The following is a 26572-nucleotide window of genomic DNA, read 5'->3' as shown; positions in this document are numbered from 1 at the left end:
TTCATGAATGCTCGTGTTTCCACGCTGCTGTGGCTGGCCGCTGTCTCCGGTGGCGGCTTGCTGGCAGCCACTTCCGCTCACGCCGGCGTCTTTGACGACGACGAGGCGCGCCGCGCGGTGATCCAGCTCAGGGACCAGTTCAACGGTTTCCAGGCCACGGCTTCGCAGCGCATCGATCAGAACAGCCGGACAACGCTCGACATGCAGAACCAGCTTGAAGGTCTGCGTCAGGAAGTGGCTCGTCTGCGCGGTCAGAACGAGGTGCTGCAGAACACGGTGGACACGCTCCAGAAGCAGCAGAAGGATTACTACGCCGACCTGGACGCACGGCTCAAGAAGTTCGAGCCGCAACAGGTGACGGTGGATGGACGCGAGGGCTTGTCCCAACCGAACGAGAAGCCCGAGTACGACGCCGCGCTGAAGCAGTTCCAGTCGGGCGATTTCAAGGGTGCGGGCAGCGCCTTCTCGGCGTTTGCGAAGAAGTATCCGCAAAGCCCGTACCTGCCGCTGGCCCAGTTCTGGCTCGGCAATTCGCTCTACGCACAGCGCGACTACAAGGGGTCGACCAACGTGCTGGAAAACATGGTGAAGACCTTCCCGACGCATCCGAAGGCACCCGACGCCATGATCGCCATCGCCAACAACCAGTTCGAGTCCGGCCAGAAGGCCGCGGCGAAGAAGACGCTGGAAGCCGTGGTGGCGAAGTACCCGGGGACCGAAGGCGCCCAGGCAGCCAGCAACCGGCTGAAGACGCTGAAGTAACCGATGCAGTACGTTGTCAGAAGAGGGTCCGCGTGAGCGGGCCCTCTTCTTTTTGGGATCCCGCTTTCTTCGTTCTCCTGTCAGGCAGGAAAGGGGAGCCGAACGGCAACCGCGCTAAAATACGCGATTCGCCCGATCCGGGCGTATCTACAGCGCGCTTGTTCCGCGCGCAACCATCATGACCAAACGCGCCATCGTCCTGCTTTCCGGCGGTCTAGATTCCGCCACAGTCCTTGCCATGGCCAATGCGGCCGGCTTCGAAACCTATGCACTGTCCATGCGCTATGGCCAGCGCCATTCGTCTGAGCTTGAGGCCGCCAAAAGCGTGGCGGCGGCGCTCGGCGCGAAGCGCCACGAGATCATCGACCTCGACCTGCGCCGCTTTGGCGGCTCGGCGCTGACCGATGACGCGCTCGACGTGCCAACCGATGGCGCTGCAGGCGGTATCCCGATTACCTACGTACCGGCGCGCAATACGATCATGCTGTCGCTGGCGCTTGGCTGGGCCGAGGCAATTGGCGGGCGCGACCTGTTTTTCGGCGCCAATGCCGTCGACTACTCGGGCTATCCCGACTGCCGCCCCGAGTATGTAGCGGCATACGAGAAGCTGGCCAACCTGGCCACGAAGGCCGGCGTGGAAGGCGACCACTTCCGCGTGCATGCACCGATCATCGACATGACCAAGGCCGAGATCATCCGTGCTGGCGTGAAGCTTGGCGTGGACTACGGCCTGACCGTTTCGTGCTACAAGGCAGACGACGAAGGCCGCGCCTGCGGCGTGTGTGATTCGTGCCGCATTCGCCGGGCCGGCTTTGAAGCGGCCGGCGTGCCCGACCCGACGCGTTACCAGACTCCCCACTGATTCCATACTGATTGCCTTGACGAGGGGCGCCGGCAGAGCGCCCCCAATCGGATAGAAATCCACGAGCCACCCCCGGTCCACCATGCCCGATATCGACATCCCCGCGCTCACGCATACCGTACTGCTGAGCACCTTCGTTCTGACCTTCCTGTTTGGCGCGGTGCTGCAGCGTACGCACTTCTGCACGATGGGCGCCGTCTCCGACATCGTCAACATCGGCGACTGGAGCCGCATGCGCATGTGGATCATGGCCATTGGCGTGGCGATGATCGGCACTGGCGTGCTGGCCTGGGCCGGACTGATCGACCCGACCAAGACGATCTACACGTCGGCCAGGCTCGGCTGGTTGTCCACAGCCGTGGGCGGACTGATGTTCGGCTTCGGCATGGTGCTGGCTTCGGGGTGCGGCAGCAAGACGCTGGTGCGAATCGGCGCGGGCAATTTGAAGTCGCTGGTGGTGTTCGTTTTCCTTGGGCTCTCGGCCTACATGACGCTGCGTGGGCTGTTCGGCGTGGTGCGCGTGAACACGGTGGATACCGTGGCCGTGGCGCTGCCGTCGACGCAAGACCTGCCGTCGCTGGTCTCGCACGGCACCGGCATCGCGCTCGGTACGCTGCAGCTTGCGCTCGGCGTTGTGATCGGCGCCGTGCTGGTCATCTGGGCGCTGCTCGGCAACGGCTTCCGCACGTTCGACAACCTGCTCGGCGGCCTGGCCGTGGGCCTGATCATTGTCGGCATGTGGTATGTGTCGGGTCATATCGGCTATGTGTCCGAAGACCCGAACACGCTTGAGGAACTGTTCGTCGCAAGCAACAGCGGCCGCATGGAGAGCTTGAGCTTCGTGGCGCCGTACGCGTACACGCTGGACTGGCTGATGATGTTCAGCGACAAGAGCAAGGTGCTGACAATCGGAACCGTCAGTGTGATCGGCGTCATCGCCGGGGCGGCAAGCTACGCGCTGGCCTCGCGCACGTTCCGCTGGGAAGGTTTTGGCAACGCCGAGGATGTGGCCAACCACATGGTCGGCGGCATCCTGATGGGGGCGGGCGGCGTAACGGCGCTCGGCTGCACCGTGGGGCAGGGGCTGTCTGGCGTGTCGACGCTGGCGATCGGTTCCTTCATCGCGTTTGCCGCCATCATCGTGGGCGCGATGCTGGCGTTCAAGTACCAGATGTGGCGGTTGGAACGTATGGCGTGAGCCGTGAACGTCAGGCCATACTCTTGACACCCCGAGGGGGTCTCCCTATAATCGCGGATTCAGTTTTTCCGGGTCGTTAGCTCAGTCGGTAGAGCAGCGGACTTTTAATCCGTTGGTCGCGTGTTCGAGTCACGCACGACCCACCAGTATTGCGAAAGGCGTAGCGGGCAACCGCTACGCCTTTTTTGCGTTCGGGCTACCTCTTCAGGTGCCTCGCTGGCGTCGGAGCCGAGCGCACGATTCAGCATTTCAACGGAAAACGATGAGCAGGCCGTGGCTCTGGTTGCACGCGTTTCAACTCATGCGGCACTTCAAACAGTCCTCATGAGATCAGGTTTTGGCGCCGGGCCGATCATGGTATTTAATCCGGATATCTTCAGGCTGGTCGTCACACCGCATCATCGCGGGAGACCGATGAGAGGACGTCATGAAGGGGCTCGCAGGCCGGCTGGCCATTCTTCTTGCCCTGGGCCTCGCCGCCGCCACCGGCGCGCGGGCGTCGGAGATTGCCTGTCCGCCGAACTATCAGGCCAGTACGGTTCGGTGTGTCGATGGGTCCTCCAGATACTGCGCGCGGCCGCTTGACCGGAACGCGCCGGGGGAGCGGTTGATCTGCGAATACGCGATGCTCAACGTCGCCTACCAGGACATCTATGTCGAGCAGCAGCGCAGGCTGCGCGCGGGCACGTTGCAGATGAGCGATCTGACGGCCTGGCGCAGGAAGCGCAATGCCTGTGAAACGGTGAGGTGCGTCGACGCCGTGTTTGCCGAGTGGCGGCGGATGGCGCAGAGTCGGCCGCCGGTACACGCGCCATTGCCATTGCCCAGGACCGTTGCGGCGCCGGAAAGCAGGCCGGTCCACGCCGTACCGGCTCCAGCCGCGCCGCCGCCGCCGCTGATTGCAGACACATCGCCGCCGATGCGGCCGGACCCGCCGCCCGTCGTGCCAGTCAAGGCCGAGCCTGTGTTTCTATCGGCGTCGCCTACGCCGGTTCGTCCGCCTGCGCGCTCCTTCGCACCGTTGGCATTTGCCTGGCTTGCTTTGCCGGTGGCGATCGTCTGCACGCTGGCCTGGGCGTTGCTGCATGGCAGGGGGCGTGACCCGGCGCCGACACCGGGTCGGTCGCTCGCTGACCGCTTGCACCACTTGCCGCACCTGTCGGTTGTCCTCGGTGCCCTGGTGGTGATCAATGGCGTCCTGCTGGTCATGGTGCTGGCAAGCTGACACGGCATCTGTCAGATTTGAATTAACCAGTCTGAGTTAGAGACACCCCGCGCGGCCTCATCGACAATGAAATTGCCACGCCACATTTCGGGCGTGGCGGTGTCATCGACGATACCGGGGCTCCGGTACGGGAAGTCTTGAATGCAGCGAGCTGGTGTAGCAAGCCTGCCGGCCAATGAGCATGTACTGCACCTCATCTGGCCGTTCGTTCCGGTTGTTCTGACGCTGGCCTTGTTCTGCATTGCCAGTGTGGATGTCCTGTCCGCCGCGCGCAGCTTCGTGGCCGGCGAGAGTCTCTGGACCAAGGGTCAGAAGGCAGCGGTCCTGCATCTGCTGAGCTATTCGCGAAGCCAGCTTGATTCCGATTATGACGCCTATCTTGTCGCCATCGCCGTGCCACTCGGCGACCATCGGGCACGTATCGAACTTGAGAGACGTCCGGACTACGACCACGCTAGGGCGGTCGAAGGGTTGCTGATCGGCGGCAATCATTCTGACGACATTGCGGGGATGGTCCGGCTTTATCGCAACTTCCGCGAAGTTGCCGAGATCGACGAGGCGATTGGCATCTGGGCCGCGGCGGATGTCGACATCATCCGGCTTGACGCGTTGGCCAGGCAACTGCGCGAACGCTTTCGCGCCGGCGGCTGCGATGCGCATTGCGTTGCCCCGATCCAGCGCGAGATCGTCGAAATCGATTCGCGGCTGACCCCGCAGGAAGCGGCATTCTCCTCGGCACTCGGCAAGGCCTCGCGGCGCGTGCGTGGGCTGCTGGCCTCAAGTTCGATTGCGCTGGCGGTGATGCTGCTGGCGTGGGTCACGTGGGTGTCCAGGCGGATGATGGCCAAGGAACGGCGGCTTCGCGCGGCACTCTCGGCCAGCGAGGAACGCCTGCAACTGGCGGTGGCCGGCAGCAGCGACGGGCTGTGGGATTGGCATCCGCATCGCGGCGAACTTTACTTCTCGCCGCGATGCGCCGAGATGCTCGGCTACGGTGCCAACGAGCTGCCGCACGCGCGGGAAACCTTGCTGGCCCTGATGCATCCCGACGATGTGCCCGAATTGGGGCGCCGCCTGTCCGGGCATTTGCGCGAAGGCATGCCGTACGACATCGAATTGCGGCTGCGCAGGAAAGGTGGGGGGTACCTGTGGATGCGTGCCCGGGGGCGCATGGTGCGCAGCGCGGTTGGCAAGGCCATGCGCATGGCGGGATCGCTCAGCGATATATCGGACCGCAAGCGCTTCGAGGCGCAACTATTTGCGGAGAAGGAGCGCGCGCAGGTTACGTTGCAGGCAATCGGCGAGGCCGTGATCACCACCGATGTCTGGGGGCGGATCGAATCGCTGAACCCGGTGGCGGAGTCGATGACCGGCTGGTCAGAGGCAGAGGCCGCCGGCTGCTTCCTGCCACAGGTTTGCCCGTTGACCGATGAAGCCACGCGGGAGGCGATCAACGACCTGGTGCCAAGCGCGCTGGCCGGCAAGTGGCCAAGCCAGACTGTCACGGTGTTGAGCCGGCGCACGCCCGGCGATTCTGCCGCCACCGTCGTCGTCAAGCCCTCGGTGGCGCTGATCCGCGACAAGGCAGGGCAGGCGATCGGCGTAGTGGTCGTGTTGCATGACGTCAGCCTGGAGCGTGCACATGCTGCCCAGTTGGCCTATGAGGCGAGCCACGATCCGTTGACGGGACTCGTGAACCGGCTCGAGTTCGAGCGCAGGCTCGGGTCGGCCATCGTGCGGGCCCAGCAGGAGGGCTGCGCGCATACGCTGATGTATCTCGATCTCGACCGTTTCAAGGCCGTCAACGATACTTGCGGGCACGCCGCGGGGGACGAGTTGCTTTGCCAGATCGCCGACATCATGCGCCAGCAGCTTCGGCGCAGCGATACGCTGGCGCGGCTTGGCGGCGACGAATTTGCCGTATTGCTCGAATACTGTGCCGCAGCAGACGGTGAGCGCGTGGCGGAAGCCCTGCGCAACGCCGTCGCCGCGTTCCGATACACGTGCCGGGGGCATACGTTCTCGGTCGGCGTGAGCGTCGGGCTGGTCAAGCTTGATGAGCGGACCGGCAAGCTCGAGGAAGCGCTTGCCACTGCCGACGTGGCTTGCTACCGGGCCAAGCGGGCAGGGCGCAATCGTGTGGAGATCAGCTAGCCTGCCAGAGGCAGCGGGTCAGGGTTGCTGCTGCGTGGACGTTTCCGGGGGAGACTGCACCAACGGATCGCGGAAGCCGGTATCGGCAGGTTTGGACTCAGGCGAGGAATCCGCAGCAGGCCGTTGCGATTTCCTCAGGGTCTTGAAGGCCCAGTAGCCAGCGCCGGCTAGCGCGCTGGCCTTCGACAGCTTCCAGGCGATGCGGCCAATCGGCGTGCGCCGCAGCAACGGCAGCGCCAGCGTGATCGCCGTGCTGACCATCGGGTACTCGCGCGTCAGGCCCATCAGCTTCAGCCAGCCCGGCGCCTGTGTCAGGCGCGGCAGCCAGGTGCCGAGGCTGGTCATGCGGCGGGCACCGCCCCTGACCTGTTGCAGCGCTTGCGCGGCGTCATAGCGCTCCAGCGCGGCACGCGTAATCAGCAGTTCCTTGCGGATTGCCAGTGGCAGTCGTACTTCCTTGGAGAAGCGGACCGGGCGTGCGTGCTCATGGCGCTGGCCCAGGTTGTTCGATTCGGTCTCGGGCGTGGTCATCGGCGCAGCATCTCCCTGTCTTTGTCGAGCTCGGCCAGCGTGGCTTCGAACAGCGGCGGCGCGCGATGGACCATGCGGCGCGCCAGCAACAGGAAGATCGCGGCGCAAGCCAGGTACACCAGGATAATGGCGCCGATGGCCTGCCAGCGGTAGCTTTCCCAGAACACGATGGCCACCAGCAGCGTGAACGTCATCAGCGCCATGCTGAAGAACACCAGCCCGACGCATGCCAGCAACGCAACCTTCATCAGCCGGCCGCGTTCCTCGGCCAGTTCAACGCTGGCCAGTTCCAGGCGTGTCTGCAGCATCGACACCACGGAACTGACGAGGTTGCGAAGGGACTCCAGGAACTTGGGGGAAGGGGATTCGCTCATGCGGCTCCGGCGGGAAATCGATGCGCCGGCAGCGGCGGCATCTGCAACAGAAAGGCCCGGGCACGGCTGGCGACGCCGCGGTCCGGTCCAGTCACAACGCTTCAGGGCGTCCGGCGCAGATGCGCGGCCAGGACGCCTTGCTGCAATGCGTGTTTACTTGCGGTTCAGCAGCAGACCGATCAGCAGGCCCACACCGGCTGCGACGCCGACGGCGCGCCAGGGGTGGTCATGTACGTAGTCGTCGGTAGCGCGTGCGGCGGCCTTGCTCTTGGTAACCACGGCGTCTTGCAGATCCTGGGCTTTTTCCTTGGCTTGCTTCAGCAGGCCCATGCCACGCTCGCGCAGTTCGGCAGCTTTCTCGCCGGTGGTCGATGCCGCTTGCTTAAGCAGTTCTTCGGCATCGGACAGAACGGTCTTGACATCGCTCATTAGTTTCTCCTGTTTGCGGGCGGTTGGTTCAAGTGGTGACATTTTGCCTTGCCAACACCGGCTTGTGGCGTTTCTTGTCGCCTAAGTAGCATATGTGGCGGGCCACCATCGTTTCAAGTCTCGCGCCACATATCCACATTGTTGTCACCTGTCATGCCAGCAGATGCGGCATGCGGACTCAAGGTCTTTATGACTTCGAGTGATTTTGTAGTGACTTTATATTCGTTTGGGTTGGAAGGCAATCCAACTAAGCTGGGTCCCCTGTCTTGGCCTGTTGTTCCTTTGATTAATTGCAGCTTCTCTGGAGACCCCCGATGGCACTGCGTCTTGGCGATATCGCACCGGATTTTGAACAGGAATCGAGCGAGGGCCGTATCCGCTTCCATGAATGGCTCGGCGATGGCTGGGGCGTCCTGTTTTCGCACCCGGCCGACTACACCCCGGTGTGCACGACCGAACTGGGCCTGACTGCCCAACTGAAGGAAGAGTTCGCCCGGCGCAATGTCAAGGCCATCGCACTGTCGGTGGACAGCGTGGAGTCGCACCACGGCTGGATCCGGGACATCAACGAGACCCAGTCGACCACGGTCAACTTCCCGATCCTGGCCGATGGCGACCGCAAGGTGTCCGAACTCTACGACATGATTCACCCGAACGCCAACGAGACGCTGACCGTGCGTTCGCTGTTCGTGATCGACCCGAAGAAGAAGGTCCGCCTGATCATTACCTATCCGGCCAGTACGGGCCGCAACTTCAACGAGATCCTGCGCGTCATCGATTCGCTGCAACTGACCGACAACCACAGCGTGGCCACGCCGGGCAACTGGCAGGACGGCGACGACGTGGTGATCGTGCCGTCGTTGAAGGACGAAGACGTGATCCGCCAGAAATTCCCGAAGGGTTACAAGGCTGTGCGTCCGTATCTGCGCCTCACGCCGCAACCCAACAAGTAAGAAAAAACCGGGCGAGGGGTTTGCCCCTGGCCCGGTTCGGTACCACTGACTGATCTTTCGACCGATGTCGTAAAACGGCGGGCTTGCCCGTCGTCTCCTTGGTAGTGTGCTTCCGCCCGGCTTGATGACTCAAGACCGGGCGTTTTTTCGACCCTCCGGCTTCAGAAGAATGCCTGGAGGCCGGTTTGCGCACGGCCCAGGATCAGCGCGTGGATGTCATGGGTGCCTTCGTAGGTATTGACGACCTCGAGGTTGACCACGTGGCGGATGACGCCGAACTCGTCGGAGATGCCGTTGCCGCCGAGCATGTCACGTGCCACGCGGGCGATGTCGAGCGACTTGCCGCACGAATTGCGCTTCATGATCGACGTGATTTCCACTGCGGCGGTGCCTTCGTCCTTCATGCGGCCCAGGCGCAGGCAGCCTTGCAGGGCCAGCGTGATTTCGGTCTGCATGTCGGCCAGTTTCTTCTGCACCAGCTGCGTGGCGGCCAGCGGGCGGCCGAACTGCTTGCGGTCCAGCGTGTACTGACGGGCGGTGTGCCAGCAGAATTCCGCCGCGCCGAGCGCACCCCAGGCGATGCCGTAGCGCGCCGAGTTCAGGCAGGTGAACGGACCCTTGAGGCCCTTCACGCCCGGCATGATGTTCTCTTCCGGTACGAAGACCTGGTCCAGCACGATTTCACCGGTGATCGACGTGCGCAGGCCAACCTTGCCGTGAATGGCCGGGGCGCTCAGGCCCTTCCAGCCCTTTTCCAGGATGAAACCGCGGATATCTTCCTTGCCGTCTTCGCCAGCCAGCTTGGCCCACACCACGAAGACGTCGGCGATCGGCGAGTTCGTGATCCACATCTTGGCGCCGCTCAGCTCATAGCCGCCATCGACCTTCTTCGCGCGGGTCACCATCGAGCCCGGGTCCGAGCCGTGGTTCGGTTCGGTCAGGCCGAAGCAGCCAATCCACTCGCCGGTGGCCAGCTTGGGCAGGTACTTCTGCTTCTGCGCTTCGGTGCCGAACTCGTAGATCGGTACCATCACGAGCGAGGACTGCACGCTCATCATCGAGCGGTAGCCCGAATCCACGCGCTCCACTTCACGCGCGATCAGGCCGTAGCTGACGTAGTTCAGACCGGGGCCGCCGTATTCCTCGGGGATGGTGGGGCCGAGCAGGCCCAGTTCGCCCATCTCGCGGAAGATCTCCACATCAGTCTTCTCGTTGCGGAACGACTGCAGAACGCGCGGCATCAGCTTGTCCTGGCAGTAGGCCGCGGCGGCGTCGCGCACCATGCGCTCGTCGGCGGTCAGTTGCTGGTCCAGCAGCAGCGGGTCGGCCCAGTGGAATTCGGCATTGGCAGCCATGGAGGTCTCCTTCTTTGGTGAGGCGATGAAGGCTCGTAGCCTTCACATAGTCCGGAAAAACAACCCGAAGCGGGGATTGGGCGGAATTTCTTTGGTTCCGCATTGCGGAACTTTGTTCCGATGAGCTAGTATAGCCGAACCGATCTGCGCTGCAACAGGGGAATTCTCGGGCCCCGGAGATTTGCGTTCGGCAATCGACCAACCCTACCTGGAGTTTCGCCTTGGCCACTTCCACCACTTCCGCCGCGTCAGCCGCCGAGCCGGAACAGCGCGAACGCGAAAGCGATCCGAACTTCGTCACCGCACTGGCGCGTGGGCTGGAACTGCTGCGTTGCTTCCGCACTGGCGAAGTGATGCTCGGCAACCAGGATTTCGTCCGCCGCACCGGCTTCCCGAAAGCGACGGTGAGCCGGCTGGCAGGCACGTTGGTCCAGCTTGGCTACCTGCGCTATGACGACAGCCTGGGCAAGTATGCGCTCGATGCCGGCGTGCTGGCACTCGGCTTTTCCTATCTGTCGGCGTCCGATGCGGTGGCGCTGGCCCGCCCGCACATGCTGGCGTTCGCGCAGCAGCATGGCGTGTCGGTGTCGCTTGGCAAGCGCGAGCGTCTGGACGTCATCTATCTGGAGTCGATCCGCAACGATGCCGGCGCGATGCTTGGCCTGGGCGTGGGGTCGCGTCTTTCGCTGGTATCGAGTTCGATGGGCCGCGCCTATCTGGCAGCGTTGCCGCAGGCAAGGCGCGAGAAGGTGCTGGCCGAGTTCGCGCAGGCGTTCCCCGAGCAATGGAAGGTCCAGCAAGCGCCGATGCGTGCGGCCCTGGCGGCCGCCGAGCGCGATGGATATGCGGCGTCTTTTCGTGACTGGCATCCCGCCATTCACGCGTGCGCCGTGGCGTTCAGGCCAGTGGGGGAAAAGGATCTGCACATGCTGAGTTGCAGTGCATCGTATGGCGCGGTCAGCGAAGACGTGTTCCGCGAAAAGCTGGCGCCTGCGTTGCAGGCGCTGGGCGCCCGGCTGTCTGATCCGGCCGGGCGCTGATCGGGGTCAGAGGTCCGTCCGCAGCTTCCACAGTTCCGGGAACAGCACCACGTCGAGCATCCTGCGCAGATAGCTGACGCCTTCGGTGCCGCCGGTGCCGCGCTTGAAGCCGATCACGCGTTCCACCGTCGTGACATGGCGGAAGCGCCATTGGCGGAAGGAGTCTTCCAGGTCGACGAACTTCTCGCCGAGTTCGTAGAGCTCCCAGTGCGCCGACGGGTTGCGATAGACCTCGAGCCACGCGGCTTCGACCGATGCGTTGTACTGCGTCGGCTGGGTCCAGTCCCGTTCGACCACTTCGGCGTCGATCTTGAACCCGCGCCGCGCCATCAGGCGGATCGCCTCGTCATACATCGACGGCGTATTCAGCGCGGTCTCCACGAGGTTCAGATGCTCGGGCCGGTGCGCATGCGGGCGCAGCATCGCCGCGTTCTTGTTGCCGAGGATGAACTCGATCTCGCGATACTGGTACGACTGGAAGCCTGACGACGCGCCAAGGTACGGGCGCATGGCCGAGTACTCGGGCGGCGTCATCGTCGCCAGCACGTTCCACGCCTGCACCAGCTGGTCCATGATGCGCGATACGCGTGCCAGCATCTTGAAAGCCGGCTGGAGCTGGTCGGTCTTCACGCCGTCACGGGCCGCGCGCAGTTCATGCAGCATCAGCTTCATCCACAGTTCGGTGGTCTGATGCTGGATGATGAACAGCATCTCGTTGTGATCGGGCGACAGCGGATGCTGCGCGCTCAGGATCTGATCCAGGCCGAGATAGTCCCCATAGCTCATGTCGCGCGCAAAATCCATCTGCGCGCCGTGCCAGCCATCCTCGCCATTCGGGTTGGCGCCGTGCCCCATCGGGCATCCCTTGAATTCGCTCATGATGGACTCCGCTCAGGTCACCGCCGTCCGCACGGCAAAGCGGGCGTCGCGGTAGGCGCCGCTGTCGAGCACATCGCGCATGATCTCCACGGCGTCCCACACTTCAGTAAAGCTCGTATAGAGCGGCGTGAAGCCGAAGCGGGCAATGCCGGGTTCGCGATAGTCGCCGATGACGCCGCGCTCGATCAGCGCGGCCACCAGCGCGTAGCCATCGGGATGCGCAAAGCTGACCTGGCTGCCGCGCTTCGTGTGGTCGCGCGGCGTGACCAGCGACAGCGGGTGCGCGGCGCAGCGGGCCTCGACCAGCTCGATAAACAGATCGGTCAGCTTCAGCGACTTGGCGCGCAGCGCGGTCATGCTGGTCTGCACGAAGATGTCCAGGCCGCACTCGACCATGGCCAGCGACGTCATCGGTTGCGTGCCGCACAGGAAGCGGTTGATGCCGCGGGCCGGTTCATATTGCGGCGACATCGCGAACGGTGCGCCATGGCCCCACCAGCCCGACAGCGGCTGCCAGAACTGGTCGCGCAGCGCGGGGGCCACCCACACGAAAGCCGGGGAGCCCGGGCCGCCGTTCAGGTACTTGTAGGTGCAGCCGATTGCGTAGTCGGCCTTCGCCGCGTTGAGCGCGACGGGCACTGCGCCGGCCGAGTGCGCCAGGTCCCACACGGTCAGCACGCCGCGCGCATGGGCCATCTCGGTCAGACCGGCCATGTCGAGCATCTCGCCGGTCTTGTAGTTGACGTGCGTAAGCATCAGCACGGCGGTGTCGGCGCCCACGGCCGCATCGATCTCGTCCGGGCTGTTGACCAGCCGCACTTCATATCCCTGCTGCAGCAGGTCGGCCAGGCCCTGGGCGATATAGAGATCGGTCGGGAAGTTGCTGGCCTCGGACACGATCACGCGGCGCGCCGGATCGCGTTGCTGCTGCACGCGCAGCGCGGCGGCCAGCACCTTGAACAGGTTGATCGACGTGGTGTCGGTCACCACCACTTCGTCGGTGCCGGCGCCGATCAGCGGGGCCAGCAGATTGCCAAGGCGGCGCGGCAGGTCGAACCAGCCTGCGGTGTTCCAGCTGCGGATCAGGCCGTTGCCCCATTCCTCGCTCACCACCTGTGCGGCACGTGCCGCGGCCGCGCGCGGGCGGGCGCCGAGCGAATTGCCGTCAAGGTAGATCACGCCCTCGGGCAGGGCGAACTGTTCGCGCAGTGCGCGGAGCGGGTCATCCCGATCCAGCGCCTGACAGTGTTCACGGGTCAGCGTTGTCATGCGTACTTCTTCCGTTTGGTAAGCGGTTGTGTTGAGGGCGTGTGAGTCAGGGAAGCTCGCGCAGCACGGCGCGCACCGGGCTCGCGTCGAGCGTGGCCAGGCGCAGCGGCAGCGCGATCAGTTCGTAGTCGCCAGCCGGTACCTCGTCCAGCACGATGCCTTCGAGGATGGCCAGCCGGTGGTCACGCACGGCGTGGTGCGCGTCCATCGTCTTCGAGGTTTCGGGGTCGAGTGATGGCGTATCGATGCCGACCAGCCTGACGCCATGGCGGGCCAGCAGGGCGATCGTTTCGGGGGCCACGGCACAGAAGGCAGAATCCCACGTGGCTTGCGGCGCCCGTGCATAGGTGCGCAGCAGCACGCGCGGCGGCGTGTCGGCCAGTGCGTGTTCGATGTGATGGGGCTCCACGCGCGGCGCGGCGCCGATGCAATGGATCACGCGGCAGGGGCCCAGATAGGCGTCCAGCGGCACCGCGCCAATCGGCGCGCCATCAGCGGCGTAGTGCAGCGGTGCATCGGCGTGGGCGCCGGTGTGCGGCGACATCGTGATGCGGCCGACGTTGACCGGGCAATGCTCGTCGAGCTGCCAGGACGGCTCGTGCTGGAACGGCGTGTCGCCAGGCCAGACCGGCGTGGCTGGCGAGACTGGCGGCGTGATATCCCAGATGCGGCGGCCGTAGTGAATAAAGGGGGCGTGGGGCATGTTGTCTCGGATCGGCGTGTTCTTGTCGACGCGGTGTGTGTGGGGATCATAGTCAAACTCCCCGAAAAAAGCCTTGCGAAATGGGCCGTCGATTCAGCCTTCTTTCGCATAAAATTGTTCGCACCAGTTAAATATTCGTGGATTCTGCGAAATGACCCTTGATCCGATCGATTTGCGCATCCTGACGTGCCTGCAGGAGAACGGCCGCATCAGCAATCAGGACCTGGCGGACCGCGTGGCGCTGTCACCGTCGGCCTGCCTGCGGCGGGTACGGCTGCTCGAAGAAAGTGGCGTAATCGGCGGTTATCGGGCGTGGTTCGATGCCGAGCAGCTTGGGCTGGAGATCGAGGCAATCGTGCAGGTGTCGATGCGGCACGATGTGGAGGGCTGGCACGACACGTTCAACGCGGTCGTGCAGACGTGGCCGGAAGTGCTCACGGCCTATGTCATCACGGGGGACAGCAACTACATCCTGCGCGTTCAGGCGCGCAACCTGAAGCACTATTCGGACTTCATCGTGAACCGGCTCTACCGCACGCCGGGCGTCATGGATATCCGTTCGAACATCGTGCTGCAGCGGATCAAGACCGACGGATCGCCGCTGGCGATCGTGAAGGATGCAGGCTGAGGGAAGCCGAGGTAGCTTGAGGGGCTACCGGTCCAGCGGTGTGAGCGTGGAGAACTGGGCGCCCTGGAACACCAGCGGCCGGCCGCCGGTATCGAACGTGCCGCAACGCTCCACTTCGCCGACGAAGATCACGTGGTCGCCTTCGTCATAGCGGCTGCGGTTGTGGCATTCGAACCAGGCCAGTGCGTTGGCGAGGATCGGCAGCCCGGTCTCGGACAGGCGATAGTCCACGCCCGCGAAGCGGTCGCCCTTGAGCGTGGCAAAGCGCTGGCACAGGTCGAGCTGCGACGCCGCCAGCACGTTGATGATGTAGTGCGAACCGTCGCGGAACATCGGCAGGCTGTTGGCGCGGTTGGCCATGCTCCAGAGCACGAGCGGCGGGTCCAGCGAAACGGAGTTGAACGAACTTGCCGTGATGCCGACGAACGGTGCGCCGTTGGCATGGGCGTGGCCCGCCGCGCGCGTCGTGATCACTGTCACGCCGGTGGCGAACTGCGACAGCGCCCGCTTGAAATGCTGGCTGTCAAAATCGGGGGCGGCGGCCTTGCGGCCCACTAGCGGGGCCTCGGCCTCGGGCATGCCCATGTCTCGGGCTCCACACAAATCCATGATCTTCATATCGGGATGGCCGGCGAGCATTCAACGAACTCCAACCTAATCCCCGTCCACAAGGTTTTCGGTGGCTTTTCGCACAAAGGGCGTGCGCCAGCGATGTTCGAGATTGTAGCGGAGTCCTGACAACCACCGAGGATGTGATGTTCGCGCCCGTCCGCGCGATTTTTGCCTGCAGCGCCACGCCCGGTTGCTTATGCTAGACAAGATGCCCGATTGAGCCAGCGCGGCGTCCGGGCTGGAAGAGGAGCGAGCAGATGGAACAGGGCCTTGAGATCGCCACGCTCGGCGGAGGCTGCTTCTGGTGTCTGGAGGCGGTGTTTCAACAGGTTGACGGCGTGCGCGCCGTGGAATCGGGCTACACCGGCGGGCATGTCAGCCGGCCCAGCTATTCCGACGTCTGCGAAGGCGAGACCGGGCACGCCGAAGTGGTGCGCGTTAGCTTCGATCCGTCTGTGGTCAACTACCGGGAGATCCTTGAGATCTTCTTCTCGATCCACGATCCGACACAACTGAACCGGCAGGGCAACGACATCGGCACGCAGTATCGGTCGATCATCTTCACGCATTCCGAGGCGCAACGCGCGGTGGCCGAGTACGTGATCCGCGAACTGGAAGCCGGCCATGCGTACGATGCACGGATTGTCACGCAGATCGAGCCGGAGCAGCCTTACTGGCGCGCCGAGGCGAGCCACCAGAACTACTATCAGGAGCATCCGGCGCAGGGCTACTGCGCGTTTGTGATCTCGCCGAAGCTGGTCAAGTTCCGGCGCGATTTCTCGCACCACGTGCGCCGCTAGGACGCAAGCCGGTCGGCAATGACTTCGGCCAGTCGCACGATGCTCAGCGGCGCGCAGCCTTCGGCGTTATTGCTGACGATGACGTAGGCGGGTTGGCCATTGCGCAGCGTGCGCACGACCACATCGGCGATGGCGTGACGCGTTGCCACGTCTTCATCCGCGAGCTTGTCGAACGGCGCGAAGGCCTGCTCGGCCATCGCGTATGAGCGGCGCTCGCGCAGCATCCATCGCAATACCAGCGGGCCCGCCGTGCCTTCGTCCATCAGTGCCTGGGCGTGGGCCTGCCGCAGGACGGGCGGCAGGCGATCGCGTGCGGCCAGGCAGAAGCGTATGCCCCGCTCGCGCAGCAGGCGAATGTAGCGCGGCGTCAGCAACGCGGCATCGCGCATCTCCACGGCATAGCAGGCGTGCGGTGTTTGTGTGGTGTCCAGCGGGGGCAGTGCCGCCAGGAAAGTCTCGAGCCGCGCGAAGAACGCGGGGCCGTCGTCGGCCAGGCCCGCAAGCGGCGATAGCTGGAACAGCAGCGGGCCGCAGCGCTGACCGAGTCCGCCGGTGGCCGGTACGATGAAATCGCGAATCGCGATCTCTGCATCGAGGAATGCCGCGTTTGGCAGACGGCCCGCGCCATCGGGGCCGCGCAACCATGCGTCACACACGCTGGCCGGGGCCTTGACCAGAAAGCGGAAGTCCTCTGGCACCTGTGCCGCGTAGTTCAGGTAATCGGCCAGCGGAATCGGGCCATAGAAGCCGCGATCGATGCCGGCAGCACGCAGCAGCGGATGCTGGCCGCACGCGCTCAGGCCTTTGCGCGACAGCAGGCTTTCGGTGTATTGGCCGTCGTAGACCATGCCGTGCCAGCCCGGATAGGACCATGATGAGGTGCCGAAGTAGAGATTCGAAGGCAGCCGGCTTGCAAGCGCCACCAGTGAGGCGTCGGGTGTCCAGGGCTGGACCACCTTGCCAACGGGTTTCTTCTTCTCGGGTTCGCCCGCCGCGCCGGGAGTAACGGAATGGGCGGCGGGCTTCGTAGTGGACGGCGATGCCGGGGCATCGCCGAAGAGGTCGAGGTTGTCAGTCAAACGTCAGGACGGCGTACCAATGGGAGACGCGTAAATATAGCGCCGCGAAAGCGGGAACGTGTCGGCATTGAGATTCGCCTTCTGGCATACCACCTGGTGAATCGACATCTTCCCGGTCGTGAACGCGTGACCACAGCCTGCCAGGTACACGCGCCAGATACGGTACTTCTTCTCGCCCACCATCGCACGGATGGTCTCTCCATTGGCTTCGAAGTTCTCCGCCCAGTGGCGCAACGTCTGCGCATAGTGGCGGCGCAGCAACTCCACGTCGAACGCTTCGAGGCCGCCTTTCTGCATTGTGGTCAGCACCAGGCCGATATGCGGCAGTTCGCCCTGCGGGAATACGTAGCGATCCATGAAGCCGGAGCCGTCCATCGGCACCTGGCCGCTGTCCGGGTCCGTTACCGTGATGCCGTGGTTCATCGCCACGCCGCCATCGGCCAGCAACTCACGAACCCGGGCGAAGTAGCCAGGGAGATTGGCCTTGCCGACGTGTTCGAACATGCCAACGCTTGTGATGCGGTCGAACTGGCCTCGGATGTCGCGATAGTCCTGCAGGCGAATCTCGATGCGACCCTGCAAGCCGGCAGCCTTCACGCGTTCGGTGGCCAGGTCGAACTGGTTCTGGGACAGCGTGATGCCCACGCACTTCGCGCCGAACTTCTGCGCGGCGCGCAGTACCAGCGCACCCCAGCCGCAACCGATGTCGAGCAGTGTCTGGTCCGGCTGCACCCGGATCTTGGTCAGGATGTGGTCAATCTTCTTGAGCTGCGCGGTGGCAAGGTCTTCATTGCCGTTCTCGAAATACGCACATGAGTAGACCATGTTCGGATCGAGCCAGAGCTTGTAGAAGTCGTTCGAGACATCGTAGTGATACTGGATCGATGCCTTGTCCTCGGCCTTGGTGTGGGTGAAGTGCAGGGCAACCTTGGCCAATGCGCCGCCCGCCCTGCGTGCAGCAGTGGCCGAGAGGCCGTAGCCCACCTTGATGATGTCGGCCAGGCGGCCGTCGAGATCGATCTTCTCCTGGACATACGCTTCACCGAGGTTGTCCAGGCTGGGCACCAGCAGGAAAGGCAGCGCGGAGGCCTCGCGCACTGTCAGCGTAACGGCTGGTCTTTCGAACTTGCCGAGCTGATATTCATTGCCATTCCAGAGTCGGAGCTTGACGGGCAGGTTGGCGTGCTCGCGCACGTCGGCGATCCAGCTATCGAGTTGCTTGTCCAGGGTCTGCTTGAAAAACATGCGGCTTTCTCCCGATTGGTTGGTTATCCCTCTCGAACGAATGCCCCACGGTCGGCTGCGCTTACTGCGTGCGGTACGCAGCGCTGGCCTTGGGGGCGCGCAGCGGTACATAGCCGCTGCGGCACCGTAAAACTTTACGACAAAATAAAAAATTGTGAAGTGCAGGCCTCTAATCTGGTTACCACCTGTCAGAACATGTAGACAAGGACACGTCAGGGAGACAGGCGCACGATCTGCCAGTTGCCATCGGCTTGCATGCGATAGCCGATGCGGTCGTGCAGCCGCGAAGGACGCCCTTGCCAGAACTCGATCCAGGTCGGCTTGAGCCGATAGCCACCCCAATGTGGCGGCCGCGGCGGGTTCTCGCCGAATTTGCTACGGAAATCGGCCTCGCGCGCTTCCAGCACGTCGCGGCCCGCGACCTCGCGGCTCTGTTCGGATGCCCAGGCGCCAAGACGCGAACCGAGCGGGCGCGAAGCATAGTAGGCATCGCTCTCCGCTTCATCGACTTTCTCGACGAGGCCTTCCACGCGAACCTGGCGCTCGAGCTGTACCCAATGGAACAGCAGCGCGGCGTGCGGATTAGCCAGCAGGTCCACGCCCTTGCGGCTTTCGTAGTTGGTGAAGAAGGTAAAGCCGCCCGCATCCATGCCCTTGAGCAGCACGATGCGTGCGGATGGCTGGCCGCCGGCGTCCACGGTGGCCAGGGTCATCGCGTTGGGTTCAGGCAGCTTGGCCTGCATGGCCTCGTCGAACCAGGACTTGAACTGGCGGATGGGGTCGGGGGCGACGTCGGATTCGGAAAGCGCACTCAGCATGTAGTTGCGGCGCAGGTCGGCGAGTTGGGTCATGTCGCGTATCAGGATGGTTTCCGGTCCGCGCACGAATCGCGCGGACAAGCATACTTTGAGTATAGCGAATGCGCTGCACGCTGCATTTGCGTTGTCGCAATGCGCCGGGTGCGTTGCAGTCGGGCAGGTCCAGCGTCGAGGGGGCGGGCCGTGGTGCGGTGCAATTCCGCAACAGCTTCGATCCGCGGACTGTTGCGAATTGGCACCGAATTCGCACGAACGGGCCATGGCATACAACTAGCCACCCTGGTAAAGCTGGCGGTCGTTGGCAGGAAGCAACGAACCTTGCGGTGAACTTTGCTGTGAGGGGGGCGCGGGCTGCCGAGCCCTGGGTCGAGGCTTGCCCGGCGGCGTAGCGATGAGCGGCCGCTTCTTCAGTTCCGCGAGCAGTCTGCCGCACTGGCTTTCCTCGGGCGGCGTGATGTCCAGCAGCGGCACCACCATCGCCACCGGAACGGTCAGCGCCAGCGCCAGCGCCCCACCGGCGCGCAGCGCCAGGATGCCGATATTCGGACTGACGGAAGGTTTCTTGAAGCTTCCGCCCACGTAGAGCGGCGAGCGCAGCGAGATGATGCGCAGGCCCTTCGAGTCGGGGTGGATCGTCAGGGCGAGCTGCTCGTTCTTGAAGTCGATGGCGCCGTCCACTGTGATCACCGCGTCCTGCGTGTCGAGCACGAAAGTCTGGGCACGCGCCATGCCGTCAGTGAACCCGAACGCGCCGACGCCGCAGTTGATTTGCACGGGCTTGTCGCCGAACATCTTCGAAATCACCACGCTGCCGACGTTGAGGCCCATCGCTTCCAGAATGAACTTGCTGATCGTGCCGTTCTCGACCAGCAGCTTCGCCTCCCCGTTTGCCGAGCCCAGCAGTGCTGCCACCGAATTGCCGGTGGCGGCGAGCTTGGCACTGCCATTGACTTCGCCAAGGCTCGCCCGCATCGACGCAATGTTCGGGTAAAGCTGCCTGAGTTTCAGGTGGCGCGCATGCATGTCGACCAGGGCGCCCATCGGCTCGCGCTTGCCGTCAAGCTGGATCGTCGAGACAAGGTTTCCATCAGCGACGCCGAAGTTGAGCGGATCGAGCCGCAGTACGCCGTCGGTCAGCTTTACGTGCGTGGTCAGATCCGTGATCGGCAGCGATTCGCCGCGCACGATGCGCTCTCCCGTGAACTTCACGTCGGCATCGATGGCGTCCCAGCGCTCGGTGTGGAACGGCGCCACGGGCAGCGCCTTGTCCACTGGCTGCTTGACGGGACTTTCGGCCGCAGCCTCACCAGGCTTGGCTTCGGCGCCGATTATCGGTGCGAGGTCGGCGAACACGAGTTGCTTCGACACCAGTTCGCCGGACAGCAATGGCCGGGGCGACTTTTGCGCGAAGGTCAGCGTGCCGCCGAGATCGCTGCTGCCCACTTTGCCCGTGAAGTTGCGATAGGTATAGGTGGACGCGCCTTTCTTCAGCGTGGCCACGAGCCGGCCGCGAGTCTCGTACGGTGGCGTCGACGGCAGCACCACGCCCGTTAGCGCGTAAAGCCTGGCCATGTTGTCGCCGGCCAGCACCAGGCTCACGTCGAGCGCGCCAAGGTGCGCGGGGTTGGTCAGCGTTCCCTCTATCTGTGCGCGTGTGCCGCCCACGCGCACATCGGCCAGGATCGGGAACGGCGTATTGACGTCGCGCAGGCTCAGCACGGCCCCGGCCTTGCCCGTTCCGTTGATCGTGGCCTGGTGGTAATGGCCGACGACTTTCCAGCGGATGCCGTAGCGGTTTTCAGACATGCCTTCGGGCTTGCTTGCGGGCTTGCTTGCGGCGGCTGCCGGACCAGAAGTCGGGCCGGAAGCACCGGAAGCCGCCTGCGCTTCGGCAGGCACCACCAGGTCTCCGTCGCGCGCCTTGTCGTAGAGCGCCTGATCGCCGATGGTGTCGAGGGTGGCCTGTAGCTCGATCTTCGCGGCGTCGTCGTTCAGGGTCAGGTTGCCTCGTTGCAGCACGATCTCGCCGACGTCAAGATGCCACGGCGACTGACCGGTTTTGGGGCCTGTATCGAAGGTCCAGTTGTTGCGCTTGTCGGCACGGCGCTCCAGCCAGACGGCCGGGCTGTCCACGACGATCGTCGGGATGCTGATCCCGTGGACCAGCAATGGGGTGGGCCGCAAGATGAAAATCAGTTCGCGGACGGTCGCCATGTTGGGCTGTTTCGCCCAGTCCGGATTGCCGATCGTGATGTCGCTGGCCGACAGTCGAGGCCACGGCACCAGCGTGCGCCAGCCGGTTTCGCCCTCGGCGTGCCGCCACGTCACAACGAGATCCCCGTTGATCGCAAACGGTCGGCCAATGGCCTGCGAGACCTTGTCGTTGAGCCACGGCTTGAGCCGGTTCCAGTCGAACGTCAGTATCACGACAATCACGAGCGCGACGATGACCAGCGGTGCGAGCAGGCACCCGAAGACAATCTTGTTGCGGCGCGAGGCGGGCATGGTGATGAAGTCTCCTGGTGACGGCCATGCGGCGGATCAACCACTACTTTCGTATTGTAGGGAGACATTTGGCTTGTGGTTGTCAGCATTCGACTGACTCTGCGGTCTCCGCGATGCCCCGGCAGCGCGCGCTGGCATAAAATGCCGGCACGGTTCGCCAGCGGGCGGCCGCCCTGCCACAGAACAAGACAGCATGACCATCTCCACCAAGCCCATAGCGCCGGAGGACCTGCCAGCGCCGCTATCGCACGAAAGCCCTGCCGACGACGACTACCATCGCCGTTTCGGTGGCGTTGCGCGGCTGTATGGCGCCGAGGGGCTGGCGCGGCTCGAGTCGGCCAATGTCTGCGTGATCGGCATTGGCGGCGTGGGAAGCTGGGCGGCGGAGGCACTGGCGCGCAACGCGGTAGGCCGCCTGACGCTGATCGACCTCGACCACATCGCGGCATCGAATACGAACCGGCAGATTCATGCGCTTGGCGATGCCTATGGCCGCGCCAAGGTGGAAGCGATGGCCGAACGGATCCTGGCGATCAACCCGCGCTGCCGCGTGACGCCGGTGGACGACTTCGTGACTGAGGACAACGTCCCCGAGTTGCTGTCGGGCTTCGACTACGTGCTCGACGCGATCGATGCCGTGAAGGTCAAGACCGCCATCCTTGGCTGGGCGCGCCGCGAGGGCGCACGCGTGATCACATGCGGCGGGGCCGGCGGCCAGCTTGACGCGACGCGCGTGCGCATCGACGACCTCGCGCGTACGATCCAGGACCCGCTGCTGTCGAAGGTGCGCGGCAACCTGCGTCGTCAATGGGGCTTTCCGCGCGATCCGAAGAAGAAGTTCGGCATTCAGGCCGTGTATTCCGACGAGCCGCTGCGCTACCCAGAGCCCGAGCAGCAGGCGTGCGAGATCGACGAAGTTCCGCCCGCGTCGCGCCGCGGCCCGCAGGGGCTGGCCTGCGCAGGCTTTGGCTCGTCCGTGGCGGTGACAGCCGTGTTCGGCTTCGTGGCGGCCTCGGCGGTGATCGGCGCGATTGCTTCAGGCAGCCAGGGCCTGCAGTAGCTTCGCAATGGCTGCGTCGTCGGGCGCCAGGTTGTCGAAATAGATCAGTTCGGGGTGGTCGGCCGGGTCGGGCATGAAACGGCGCGTGCGATAGGCTTCCCAGTGCGTGAGCTTGTAGGCATCGTTGGGATTGCCGCGCCGGATGATGCGCGCATGGGCCTCGTCCTCGGGCAGGTGCACCCAGACGATGTGGGTCTGCGTGCCCTCGGGCACGTGAAGCCACTGCGGATCGGTGAGCCGGTGCGCGCGGATTTCGCGTGAGAGCGGACCGATCACGATCACGCTGATGCCGAGCATCAGGTTTTCACGCGCGGTGTCCAGCAGGCCTTCGTATTCCGGGTCGCGCAGGTTGTCCAGATAGGCCGGGCTGTCGCGATCGTTCGGATCGCCGGTGATCGCGTGCATGGCGGCGGCGCTGTAGCGGCCGTAGAGCGTGTCCTTGTCCAGCAGGCAGAATGGCTCGCCGGTGGCCTGCATCAGCGGGCCGATCAGGCGGTGTGCAAGCGTGGTCTTGCCGGTCCCAGCGTGGCCACAGAAAAAGATGAGTCGGGGCATTGCAGGCTTCTTGCTTGAAACATGAGCCTCAAGCATAACGTTGTTCAACGCGTCGTTTGCGGGAAATCAGATCGGGCCGGTGCGAAATCGGTATGCTTGCCGATTGTTCCAGCTTTCACACACTGCTGCCCCCATGACCAGTAACGATTCCCCCCAAGGCCTGTCGTCCGAAGGACTGCCTGACGAACTGCGCCTCGGCGAGCCTGTCACCGACGCCACCCACGCCGAATTCCTGCAACTCCTGGACGCCATGGTCAAGGCCGATGACGCTGGCTTTCCGGCCGCCTTCGACGAATGGATCGAGCATACGCGACACCACTTCGCGCAGGAGGAACAGTGGATGGAGGCGATGCAGTTCGGCCCGCGCTTCTGCCACACGAACGAACACCAGGGCGTGCTGTCCGTGGCCAAGGCCGTGCGCGACAAGATCGCCGAGGAACAGGCCGAGCCCGCCGGCCCCGCCAAAGGCGCGCTGTCGCTGGGCCGCCGCCTGGCGGGCGAACTGTCCGCCTGGTTCGACAATCACGTGAAGTCAATGGACACGATGATGGTCGAGCACATGAAAGCCAACGGCTTCACGTTGATCGAAGCGCCGGCGGAGGCCTGACGGCGCGCGCCGGCTTGTTTCGCGGCGTTTGGCGTGCTCAGTTCAACATCGTGCTGAGTTGCCGGCGCCACCGCGACACCACTTCTGGCTTGTCGCCCATTAGCTCGAAAACCGACAACATGGTCTTGCGGCCAATGTCGTCTTCAAAGCCGCGGTCGCGGCGCACGATTTCCAGCAACTGCTCGAGCGCGGATTCGTATTCGCGCCGGGCAATCAGCACCTTTGCCAAGTCCAGGCGAGCGGCCAGATCCGAAGGATTGGCAGCGACTTGCGCGCGCAGATCGGCGCCGTCGGGCAGGTCGCCCAGGCCCCTCATCGCTTCAAGGCGGGTCTGCAGCGCGGCGTAGGCGTCTTGCTGTGCGGCACGCGGGGTCAGCAGGCCAAACTCGGTTTCCGCTTCAGCGACTGAATTGCCGTCGAGCAGAAAGCCGATATACGCGAGCCGCACGTCATCCGCGCCGGGTTCATAGGCCAGTGCTGCCTGGAACGCGGCCTGCGCGCCTTCGCGGTCGCCGGCAGCGGCCAGTTCCAGCGCCTCGCGCAGAGCCAGTTCGCCCGGGTTCGGCGTCAGCCGGTCCAGGAACTCACGCAGTTGCGATTCGGGCAGCACGCCGATGAACTGGTCGACGGCCTGGCCATCGGCAAACGCCACGACATGGGGAATGCTGCGTACGCCGAAGTGAGCGGCGATCTGCTGGTTTTCGTCGACATTGACCTTGGCCAGCTTCCACTTGCCGCCGGACTCGGCTTCGAGCTTTTCCAGCATCGGGCCCAGCGTGCGGCACGGCCCGCACCACGGTGCCCAGAAGTCGACCAGCACGGGCACCTGACGCGACATCTCGATGACATCGGGTTCAAAGTTCTGCAGGGTGACGTCGCTCATTGTTCTGCACCTCGGAATCGCTTGGAATTGAACGGCCAAACGAGCTGGCCGGATCTGCCTATTGTGAGGGCGGAGGCGCCAAATGCAACCGCACACGCAGCAGGGGCGGGAAAACATCGGGTTGAAAATAGAACGGTCGTTCAGTTATATTGCCTGACCAATACGCGGGGCCCACCTCGCGAAGCCAGCGATCCCAGAAAACCGGTCAACGATTGACCGACCGCAGGAGACAACATGACCACCACGCCATCCGTTCGCCCGCATTTCCAGTTCTGGCCGAAGCGAGTGCCTACCGAGATCGTGCTGCCGGAGACTTCGCTCTGGTACAACCTCGAAGTCTCGGCGCACCGCTATGCCGACAAGGCCGCGATCCGCTATTTTGGCAACGCGATCACGTTTCGCGAACTGGAGGCACAGGCCACTGCGCTGGCCGGCTGGCTGCAGCAGAAGGCCGGGGTGAAGAAGGGCGAGCGTGTGCTGCTGTACATGCAGAATTGCCCGCAGTTCATCGTCAGCTACTACGCAATCCTGCGCGCCGACGCGGTGGTGGTGCCGGTCAACCCGATGAACCGCGCAGAGGAGTTCAAGCACTACGTGACCGATGCCCAGGCGCGCGTGGCGATTTGCACGGCGGACCTGGCCGCTGGCGTGGTGCAGGCCGACAGCGAGATTGCTGCCGATCAGCGCTTGCAGCACCTGCTCGTCACGCAGTACGCCGACGCACTGCCGCCGGCCCACGAATTCCCGGAGGACGCCCCGCCGGCCTGGTTGACCGCAGAGCATCCGCTGCCGGCCGGCGCCACGCCGTGGCGCGAGGCGCTTGGCGCGGGCCTGCAGCCGGGGCCGCATACCGCGGGGCCCGATGACATGGCCGTGATGCCCTATACGTCGGGCACCACGGGCTTCCCGAAGGGCTGCATCCACACCCACCGTTCGGTGATGCACAACATCATCGGCGGATCGACGTGGTCGGGCAGCGGCGCGGAATCGGTGATCCTGTCGGTGCTGCCGCTGTTCCACGTGACCGGCATGCAGTACGGCATGAACGGCCCGATCTATAGCGGTGCCACCGTGGTGATGCTGCCGCGCTGGGACCGCGAAGTGGCGGGCCGCCTGATCTCTCGCTACCAGGTCACGCACTGGACCAATATCCCGACGATGGTGATCGATTTCCTCAGCAGCCCGAACCTGGCGTCGTTCGACGTGCGCAGCCTGCGCTATATCGGTGGTGGCGGCGCGGCGATGCCCCAGGCCGTGGCGGAACGGCTGAAGACGCAGTTCGGCCTGAGCTATCTGGAGGGCTACGGGCTATCGGAAACCATGGCGCCGACGCACAGCAACCCGGCTGACCGCCCGAAGCTGCAATGCCTGGGCGTGCCGACGTTCAACACCGATGCACGCGTGATCGATCCGGTCACGCTACAGGAAGTGGCACCGAACGAAGTCGGCGAGATCATCGTGCGCGGCCCGCAGGTGTTCAAGGGCTACTGGGGCAAGCCGGACGCCACGCGCGACGCATTCATCGAGTTCGAAGGCCAGACGTACTTCCGCACCGGCGACCTCGGCCGCATGGACGAGGAAGGCTACTTCTTCATCACCGATCGCCTGAAGCGCATGATCAATGCGTCGGGCTTCAAGGTGTGGCCGGCGGAAGTCGAGAACCTGCTGTACAAGCACCCGGCCGTGCAGGAAGCCTGCATCATCGGCACGCGCGACGCCTATCGCGGTGAAACGGTGAAGGCAGTTGTGGTGCTGCGCGCCGATGCCAAGGGCAAGACCACGCCCGAGGACATCATCGAATGGGCCAAGGAGAACATGGCCGCGTACAAGTATCCGCGCGTGGTCGAGTTCGTCGATGCATTGCCGAAATCGGGCACCGGCAAGGTGATGTGGCGCCAGTTGCAGGAATCGGAGAACGCACGTCAGGCGGGGTGAGGTGCTCGGGGTTTGAAGCGCTGGCCCTCTCCCCCAACCCCTCTCCCGCAAGGCGGGAGAGGGGAGCGAACCGACAGTGTTTGAAATACTCCCGGCGTTCTCCCCTCTCCC

26 protein-coding genes and 1 tRNA gene are annotated in these 26572 nt (G+C 64.2%); 13 read left to right on the top strand and 14 right to left on the bottom strand.

The features are described 5' to 3' along the window. Window positions 1–3: 3 nt before the first annotated feature. From ybgF to B552_RS0121780, 6 genes are all read left to right on the top strand, one after another. Window positions 4–762, top strand: a complete 759-nt coding sequence (gene ybgF / locus B552_RS0121805; RefSeq protein WP_019451180.1) for a tol-pal system protein YbgF — start codon at window positions 4–6, stop codon at window positions 760–762. Window positions 763–940: 178 nt separating this feature from the next. Continuing rightward, on the top strand, window positions 941–1624 hold the full coding sequence (gene queC, locus B552_RS0121800) for a 7-cyano-7-deazaguanine synthase QueC (RefSeq protein WP_019451179.1): 684 nt from the start codon (window positions 941–943) through the stop codon (window positions 1622–1624). An 82-nt stretch (window positions 1625–1706) separates the two neighbouring features. After that, a complete protein-coding gene (locus B552_RS0121795) occupies window positions 1707–2822 on the top strand; it encodes a YeeE/YedE family protein (protein ID WP_019451178.1) in 1116 nt (371 codons plus the stop codon). A 70-nt stretch (window positions 2823–2892) separates the two neighbouring features. Then, a tRNA-Lys gene (locus B552_RS0121790) sits at window positions 2893–2968 on the top strand. A 281-nt stretch (window positions 2969–3249) separates the two neighbouring features. Further along, complete coding sequence (locus B552_RS0121785) at window positions 3250–4047, top strand: hypothetical protein (RefSeq protein ID WP_019451177.1); 798 nt, start codon at window positions 3250–3252, stop codon at window positions 4045–4047. A 141-nt stretch (window positions 4048–4188) separates the two neighbouring features. Continuing rightward, on the top strand, window positions 4189–6201 hold the full coding sequence (locus tag B552_RS0121780; RefSeq protein ID WP_019451176.1) for a diguanylate cyclase: 2013 nt from the start codon (window positions 4189–4191) through the stop codon (window positions 6199–6201). An 18-nt stretch (window positions 6202–6219) separates the two neighbouring features. Here the strand turns inward: B552_RS0121780 and B552_RS0121775 are convergent, their stop codons facing one another. The 3 genes from B552_RS0121775 to B552_RS0121765 all read right to left on the bottom strand — a co-directional run bounded on the left by B552_RS0121775 (window position 6220) and on the right by B552_RS0121765 (window position 7577). Then, entirely contained in the window at window positions 6220–6732 is a 513-nt protein-coding gene (locus tag B552_RS0121775; RefSeq protein ID WP_019451175.1) for a DUF3318 domain-containing protein, read from the bottom strand. Further along, window positions 6729–7106: a phage holin family protein gene (locus B552_RS0121770; RefSeq protein WP_019451174.1), complete on the bottom strand. Its 378-nt coding sequence runs from the start codon at window positions 7104–7106 to the stop codon at window positions 6729–6731. Before B552_RS0121770 ends, B552_RS0121775 begins: the two co-directional genes overlap by 4 nt. 153 nt (window positions 7107–7259) lie before the next feature. Further along, a complete protein-coding gene (locus tag B552_RS0121765; RefSeq protein WP_317915246.1) occupies window positions 7260–7577 on the bottom strand; it encodes a DUF883 family protein in 318 nt (105 codons plus the stop codon). Window positions 7578–7849: 272 nt separating this feature from the next. Here B552_RS0121765 and B552_RS0121760 point away from each other — a divergent pair, with 272 nt between their 5' ends. Further along, entirely contained in the window at window positions 7850–8488 is a 639-nt protein-coding gene (locus tag B552_RS0121760) for a peroxiredoxin (RefSeq protein WP_019451173.1), read from the top strand. A gap of 161 nt (window positions 8489–8649) precedes the next feature. Here the strand turns inward: B552_RS0121760 and B552_RS0121755 are convergent, their stop codons facing one another. Next, window positions 8650–9843 (bottom strand): acyl-CoA dehydrogenase, encoded by a 1194-nt coding sequence (locus tag B552_RS0121755; RefSeq protein ID WP_019451172.1) that lies wholly within the window; start codon window positions 9841–9843, stop codon window positions 8650–8652. Window positions 9844–10064: 221 nt separating this feature from the next. On the opposite strand from B552_RS0121755, the gene B552_RS0121750 reads away from it, so the two are divergent. Further along, a complete protein-coding gene (locus B552_RS0121750) occupies window positions 10065–10883 on the top strand; it encodes an IclR family transcriptional regulator (protein ID WP_019451171.1) in 819 nt (272 codons plus the stop codon). 6 nt (window positions 10884–10889) lie between these two features. On the opposite strand, the gene kynA is transcribed toward B552_RS0121750, so the two are convergent. Genes kynA through kynB form a run of 3 tightly spaced genes read right to left on the bottom strand, consistent with a single transcriptional unit; the run spans window position 10890 to window position 13734 of the window. After that, window positions 10890–11762, bottom strand: a complete 873-nt coding sequence (gene kynA, locus B552_RS0121745) for a tryptophan 2,3-dioxygenase (RefSeq protein WP_019451170.1) — start codon at window positions 11760–11762, stop codon at window positions 10890–10892. A gap of 12 nt (window positions 11763–11774) precedes the next feature. Further along, window positions 11775–13031, bottom strand: coding sequence for a kynureninase (gene kynU / locus B552_RS0121740; protein WP_019451169.1), 1257 nt, complete (start codon window positions 13029–13031; stop codon window positions 11775–11777). Window positions 13032–13077: 46 nt separating this feature from the next. Continuing rightward, window positions 13078–13734, bottom strand: coding sequence for an arylformamidase (gene kynB, locus B552_RS0121735; protein WP_019451168.1), 657 nt, complete (start codon window positions 13732–13734; stop codon window positions 13078–13080). A gap of 151 nt (window positions 13735–13885) precedes the next feature. On the opposite strand from kynB, the gene B552_RS0121730 reads away from it, so the two are divergent. Further along, entirely contained in the window at window positions 13886–14362 is a 477-nt protein-coding gene (locus B552_RS0121730) for an Lrp/AsnC family transcriptional regulator (RefSeq protein ID WP_019451167.1), read from the top strand. A gap of 24 nt (window positions 14363–14386) precedes the next feature. Here the strand turns inward: B552_RS0121730 and B552_RS0121725 are convergent, their stop codons facing one another. Further along, complete coding sequence (locus B552_RS0121725) at window positions 14387–14947, bottom strand: flavin reductase family protein (RefSeq protein ID WP_019451166.1); 561 nt, start codon at window positions 14945–14947, stop codon at window positions 14387–14389. 284 nt (window positions 14948–15231) lie between these two features. Here B552_RS0121725 and msrA point away from each other — a divergent pair, with 284 nt between their 5' ends. Next, window positions 15232–15774, top strand: a complete 543-nt coding sequence (gene msrA / locus B552_RS0121720; RefSeq protein ID WP_019451165.1) for a peptide-methionine (S)-S-oxide reductase MsrA — start codon at window positions 15232–15234, stop codon at window positions 15772–15774. Here msrA and B552_RS0121715 read toward each other — a convergent pair. From B552_RS0121715 to B552_RS0121700, 4 genes are all read right to left on the bottom strand, one after another. Beyond that, the gene (locus tag B552_RS0121715; protein ID WP_019451164.1) at window positions 15771–16853 is read right to left on the bottom strand and encodes a DUF72 domain-containing protein; all 1083 of its coding nucleotides are present in this window, start codon (window positions 16851–16853) and stop codon (window positions 15771–15773) included. The genes msrA and B552_RS0121715 overlap by 4 nt on opposite strands. A 3-nt stretch (window positions 16854–16856) precedes the next feature. After that, a complete protein-coding gene (locus B552_RS0121710) occupies window positions 16857–18098 on the bottom strand; it encodes a cyclopropane-fatty-acyl-phospholipid synthase family protein (protein ID WP_019451163.1) in 1242 nt (413 codons plus the stop codon). A 212-nt stretch (window positions 18099–18310) separates the two neighbouring features. Continuing rightward, window positions 18311–18949, bottom strand: coding sequence for a pyridoxamine 5'-phosphate oxidase (pdxH, locus tag B552_RS0121705; RefSeq protein WP_019451162.1), 639 nt, complete (start codon window positions 18947–18949; stop codon window positions 18311–18313). 237 nt (window positions 18950–19186) lie between these two features. After that, a complete protein-coding gene (locus tag B552_RS0121700) occupies window positions 19187–21421 on the bottom strand; it encodes an AsmA family protein (RefSeq protein ID WP_019451161.1) in 2235 nt (744 codons plus the stop codon). A gap of 193 nt (window positions 21422–21614) precedes the next feature. Here B552_RS0121700 and tcdA point away from each other — a divergent pair, with 193 nt between their 5' ends. Then, window positions 21615–22481 (top strand): tRNA cyclic N6-threonylcarbamoyladenosine(37) synthase TcdA, encoded by an 867-nt coding sequence (tcdA, locus tag B552_RS0121695; RefSeq protein WP_019451160.1) that lies wholly within the window; start codon window positions 21615–21617, stop codon window positions 22479–22481. Here the strand turns inward: tcdA and B552_RS0121690 are convergent. Next, window positions 22458–23036, bottom strand: a complete 579-nt coding sequence (locus tag B552_RS0121690; protein WP_026035914.1) for an ATP-binding protein — start codon at window positions 23034–23036, stop codon at window positions 22458–22460. The genes tcdA and B552_RS0121690 overlap by 24 nt on opposite strands. 133 nt (window positions 23037–23169) lie before the next feature. Between B552_RS0121690 and B552_RS0121685 the strand changes: the two genes are divergently transcribed. Beyond that, the gene (locus B552_RS0121685) at window positions 23170–23643 is read left to right on the top strand and encodes a bacteriohemerythrin (RefSeq protein ID WP_019451158.1); all 474 of its coding nucleotides are present in this window, start codon (window positions 23170–23172) and stop codon (window positions 23641–23643) included. A 37-nt stretch (window positions 23644–23680) separates the two neighbouring features. Here B552_RS0121685 and trxA read toward each other — a convergent pair whose 3' ends face one another. After that, entirely contained in the window at window positions 23681–24526 is an 846-nt protein-coding gene (gene trxA / locus B552_RS0121680; protein ID WP_019451157.1) for a thioredoxin, read from the bottom strand. Window positions 24527–24760: 234 nt separating this feature from the next. Here trxA and B552_RS0121675 point away from each other — a divergent pair, with 234 nt between their 5' ends. Continuing rightward, window positions 24761–26461, top strand: a complete 1701-nt coding sequence (locus B552_RS0121675; protein WP_019451156.1) for a long-chain fatty acid--CoA ligase — start codon at window positions 24761–24763, stop codon at window positions 26459–26461. Window positions 26462–26572: the final 111 nt, after the last annotated feature.

The sequence above is a fragment of the Cupriavidus sp. BIS7 genome, from assembly GCF_000292345.1.
In the GTDB taxonomy this organism is placed as follows: domain Bacteria; phylum Pseudomonadota; class Gammaproteobacteria; order Burkholderiales; family Burkholderiaceae; genus Cupriavidus.
This window is presented reverse-complemented; position numbering and strand designations above follow the sequence as displayed.

What these genes read in the sequence shown, in the direction of transcription:
- B552_RS0121685 (WP_019451158.1), top strand. Translation starts at nt 23,170, where the DNA reads ATGACCAGTAACGATTCCCCCCAAGGCCTGTCGTCCGAAGGACTGCCT.
- B552_RS0121730 (WP_019451167.1), top strand. Translation starts at nt 13,886, where the DNA reads ATGACCCTTGATCCGATCGATTTGCGCATCCTGACGTGCCTGCAGGAG.
- B552_RS0121690 (WP_026035914.1), bottom strand. Translation starts at nt 23,036, where the DNA reads ATGCCCCGACTCATCTTTTTCTGTGGCCACGCTGGGACCGGCAAGACC.
- kynA (WP_019451170.1), bottom strand. Translation starts at nt 11,762, where the DNA reads ATGAGCGAATTCAAGGGATGCCCGATGGGGCACGGCGCCAACCCGAAT.
- ybgF (WP_019451180.1), top strand. Translation starts at nt 4, where the DNA reads ATGAATGCTCGTGTTTCCACGCTGCTGTGGCTGGCCGCTGTCTCCGGT.
- B552_RS0121725 (WP_019451166.1), bottom strand. Translation starts at nt 14,947, where the DNA reads ATGGGCATGCCCGAGGCCGAGGCCCCGCTAGTGGGCCGCAAGGCCGCC.
- B552_RS0121765 (WP_317915246.1), bottom strand. Translation starts at nt 7,577, where the DNA reads ATGTCACCACTTGAACCAACCGCCCGCAAACAGGAGAAACTAATGAGC.
- msrA (WP_019451165.1), top strand. Translation starts at nt 15,232, where the DNA reads ATGGAACAGGGCCTTGAGATCGCCACGCTCGGCGGAGGCTGCTTCTGG.
- B552_RS0121795 (WP_019451178.1), top strand. Translation starts at nt 1,707, where the DNA reads ATGCCCGATATCGACATCCCCGCGCTCACGCATACCGTACTGCTGAGC.
- pdxH (WP_019451162.1), bottom strand. Translation starts at nt 18,949, where the DNA reads ATGACCCAACTCGCCGACCTGCGCCGCAACTACATGCTGAGTGCGCTT.
- B552_RS0121770 (WP_019451174.1), bottom strand. Translation starts at nt 7,106, where the DNA reads ATGAGCGAATCCCCTTCCCCCAAGTTCCTGGAGTCCCTTCGCAACCTC.
- B552_RS0121710 (WP_019451163.1), bottom strand. Translation starts at nt 18,098, where the DNA reads ATGTTTTTCAAGCAGACCCTGGACAAGCAACTCGATAGCTGGATCGCC.
- B552_RS0121755 (WP_019451172.1), bottom strand. Translation starts at nt 9,843, where the DNA reads ATGGCTGCCAATGCCGAATTCCACTGGGCCGACCCGCTGCTGCTGGAC.
- B552_RS0121760 (WP_019451173.1), top strand. Translation starts at nt 7,850, where the DNA reads ATGGCACTGCGTCTTGGCGATATCGCACCGGATTTTGAACAGGAATCG.
- kynU (WP_019451169.1), bottom strand. Translation starts at nt 13,031, where the DNA reads ATGACAACGCTGACCCGTGAACACTGTCAGGCGCTGGATCGGGATGAC.
- queC (WP_019451179.1), top strand. Translation starts at nt 941, where the DNA reads ATGACCAAACGCGCCATCGTCCTGCTTTCCGGCGGTCTAGATTCCGCC.
- B552_RS0121775 (WP_019451175.1), bottom strand. Translation starts at nt 6,732, where the DNA reads ATGACCACGCCCGAGACCGAATCGAACAACCTGGGCCAGCGCCATGAG.
- B552_RS0121675 (WP_019451156.1), top strand. Translation starts at nt 24,761, where the DNA reads ATGACCACCACGCCATCCGTTCGCCCGCATTTCCAGTTCTGGCCGAAG.
- kynB (WP_019451168.1), bottom strand. Translation starts at nt 13,734, where the DNA reads ATGCCCCACGCCCCCTTTATTCACTACGGCCGCCGCATCTGGGATATC.
- tcdA (WP_019451160.1), top strand. Translation starts at nt 21,615, where the DNA reads ATGACCATCTCCACCAAGCCCATAGCGCCGGAGGACCTGCCAGCGCCG.
- B552_RS0121780 (WP_019451176.1), top strand. Translation starts at nt 4,189, where the DNA reads ATGCAGCGAGCTGGTGTAGCAAGCCTGCCGGCCAATGAGCATGTACTG.
- trxA (WP_019451157.1), bottom strand. Translation starts at nt 24,526, where the DNA reads ATGAGCGACGTCACCCTGCAGAACTTTGAACCCGATGTCATCGAGATG.
- B552_RS0121700 (WP_019451161.1), bottom strand. Translation starts at nt 21,421, where the DNA reads ATGCCCGCCTCGCGCCGCAACAAGATTGTCTTCGGGTGCCTGCTCGCA.
- B552_RS0121785 (WP_019451177.1), top strand. Translation starts at nt 3,250, where the DNA reads ATGAAGGGGCTCGCAGGCCGGCTGGCCATTCTTCTTGCCCTGGGCCTC.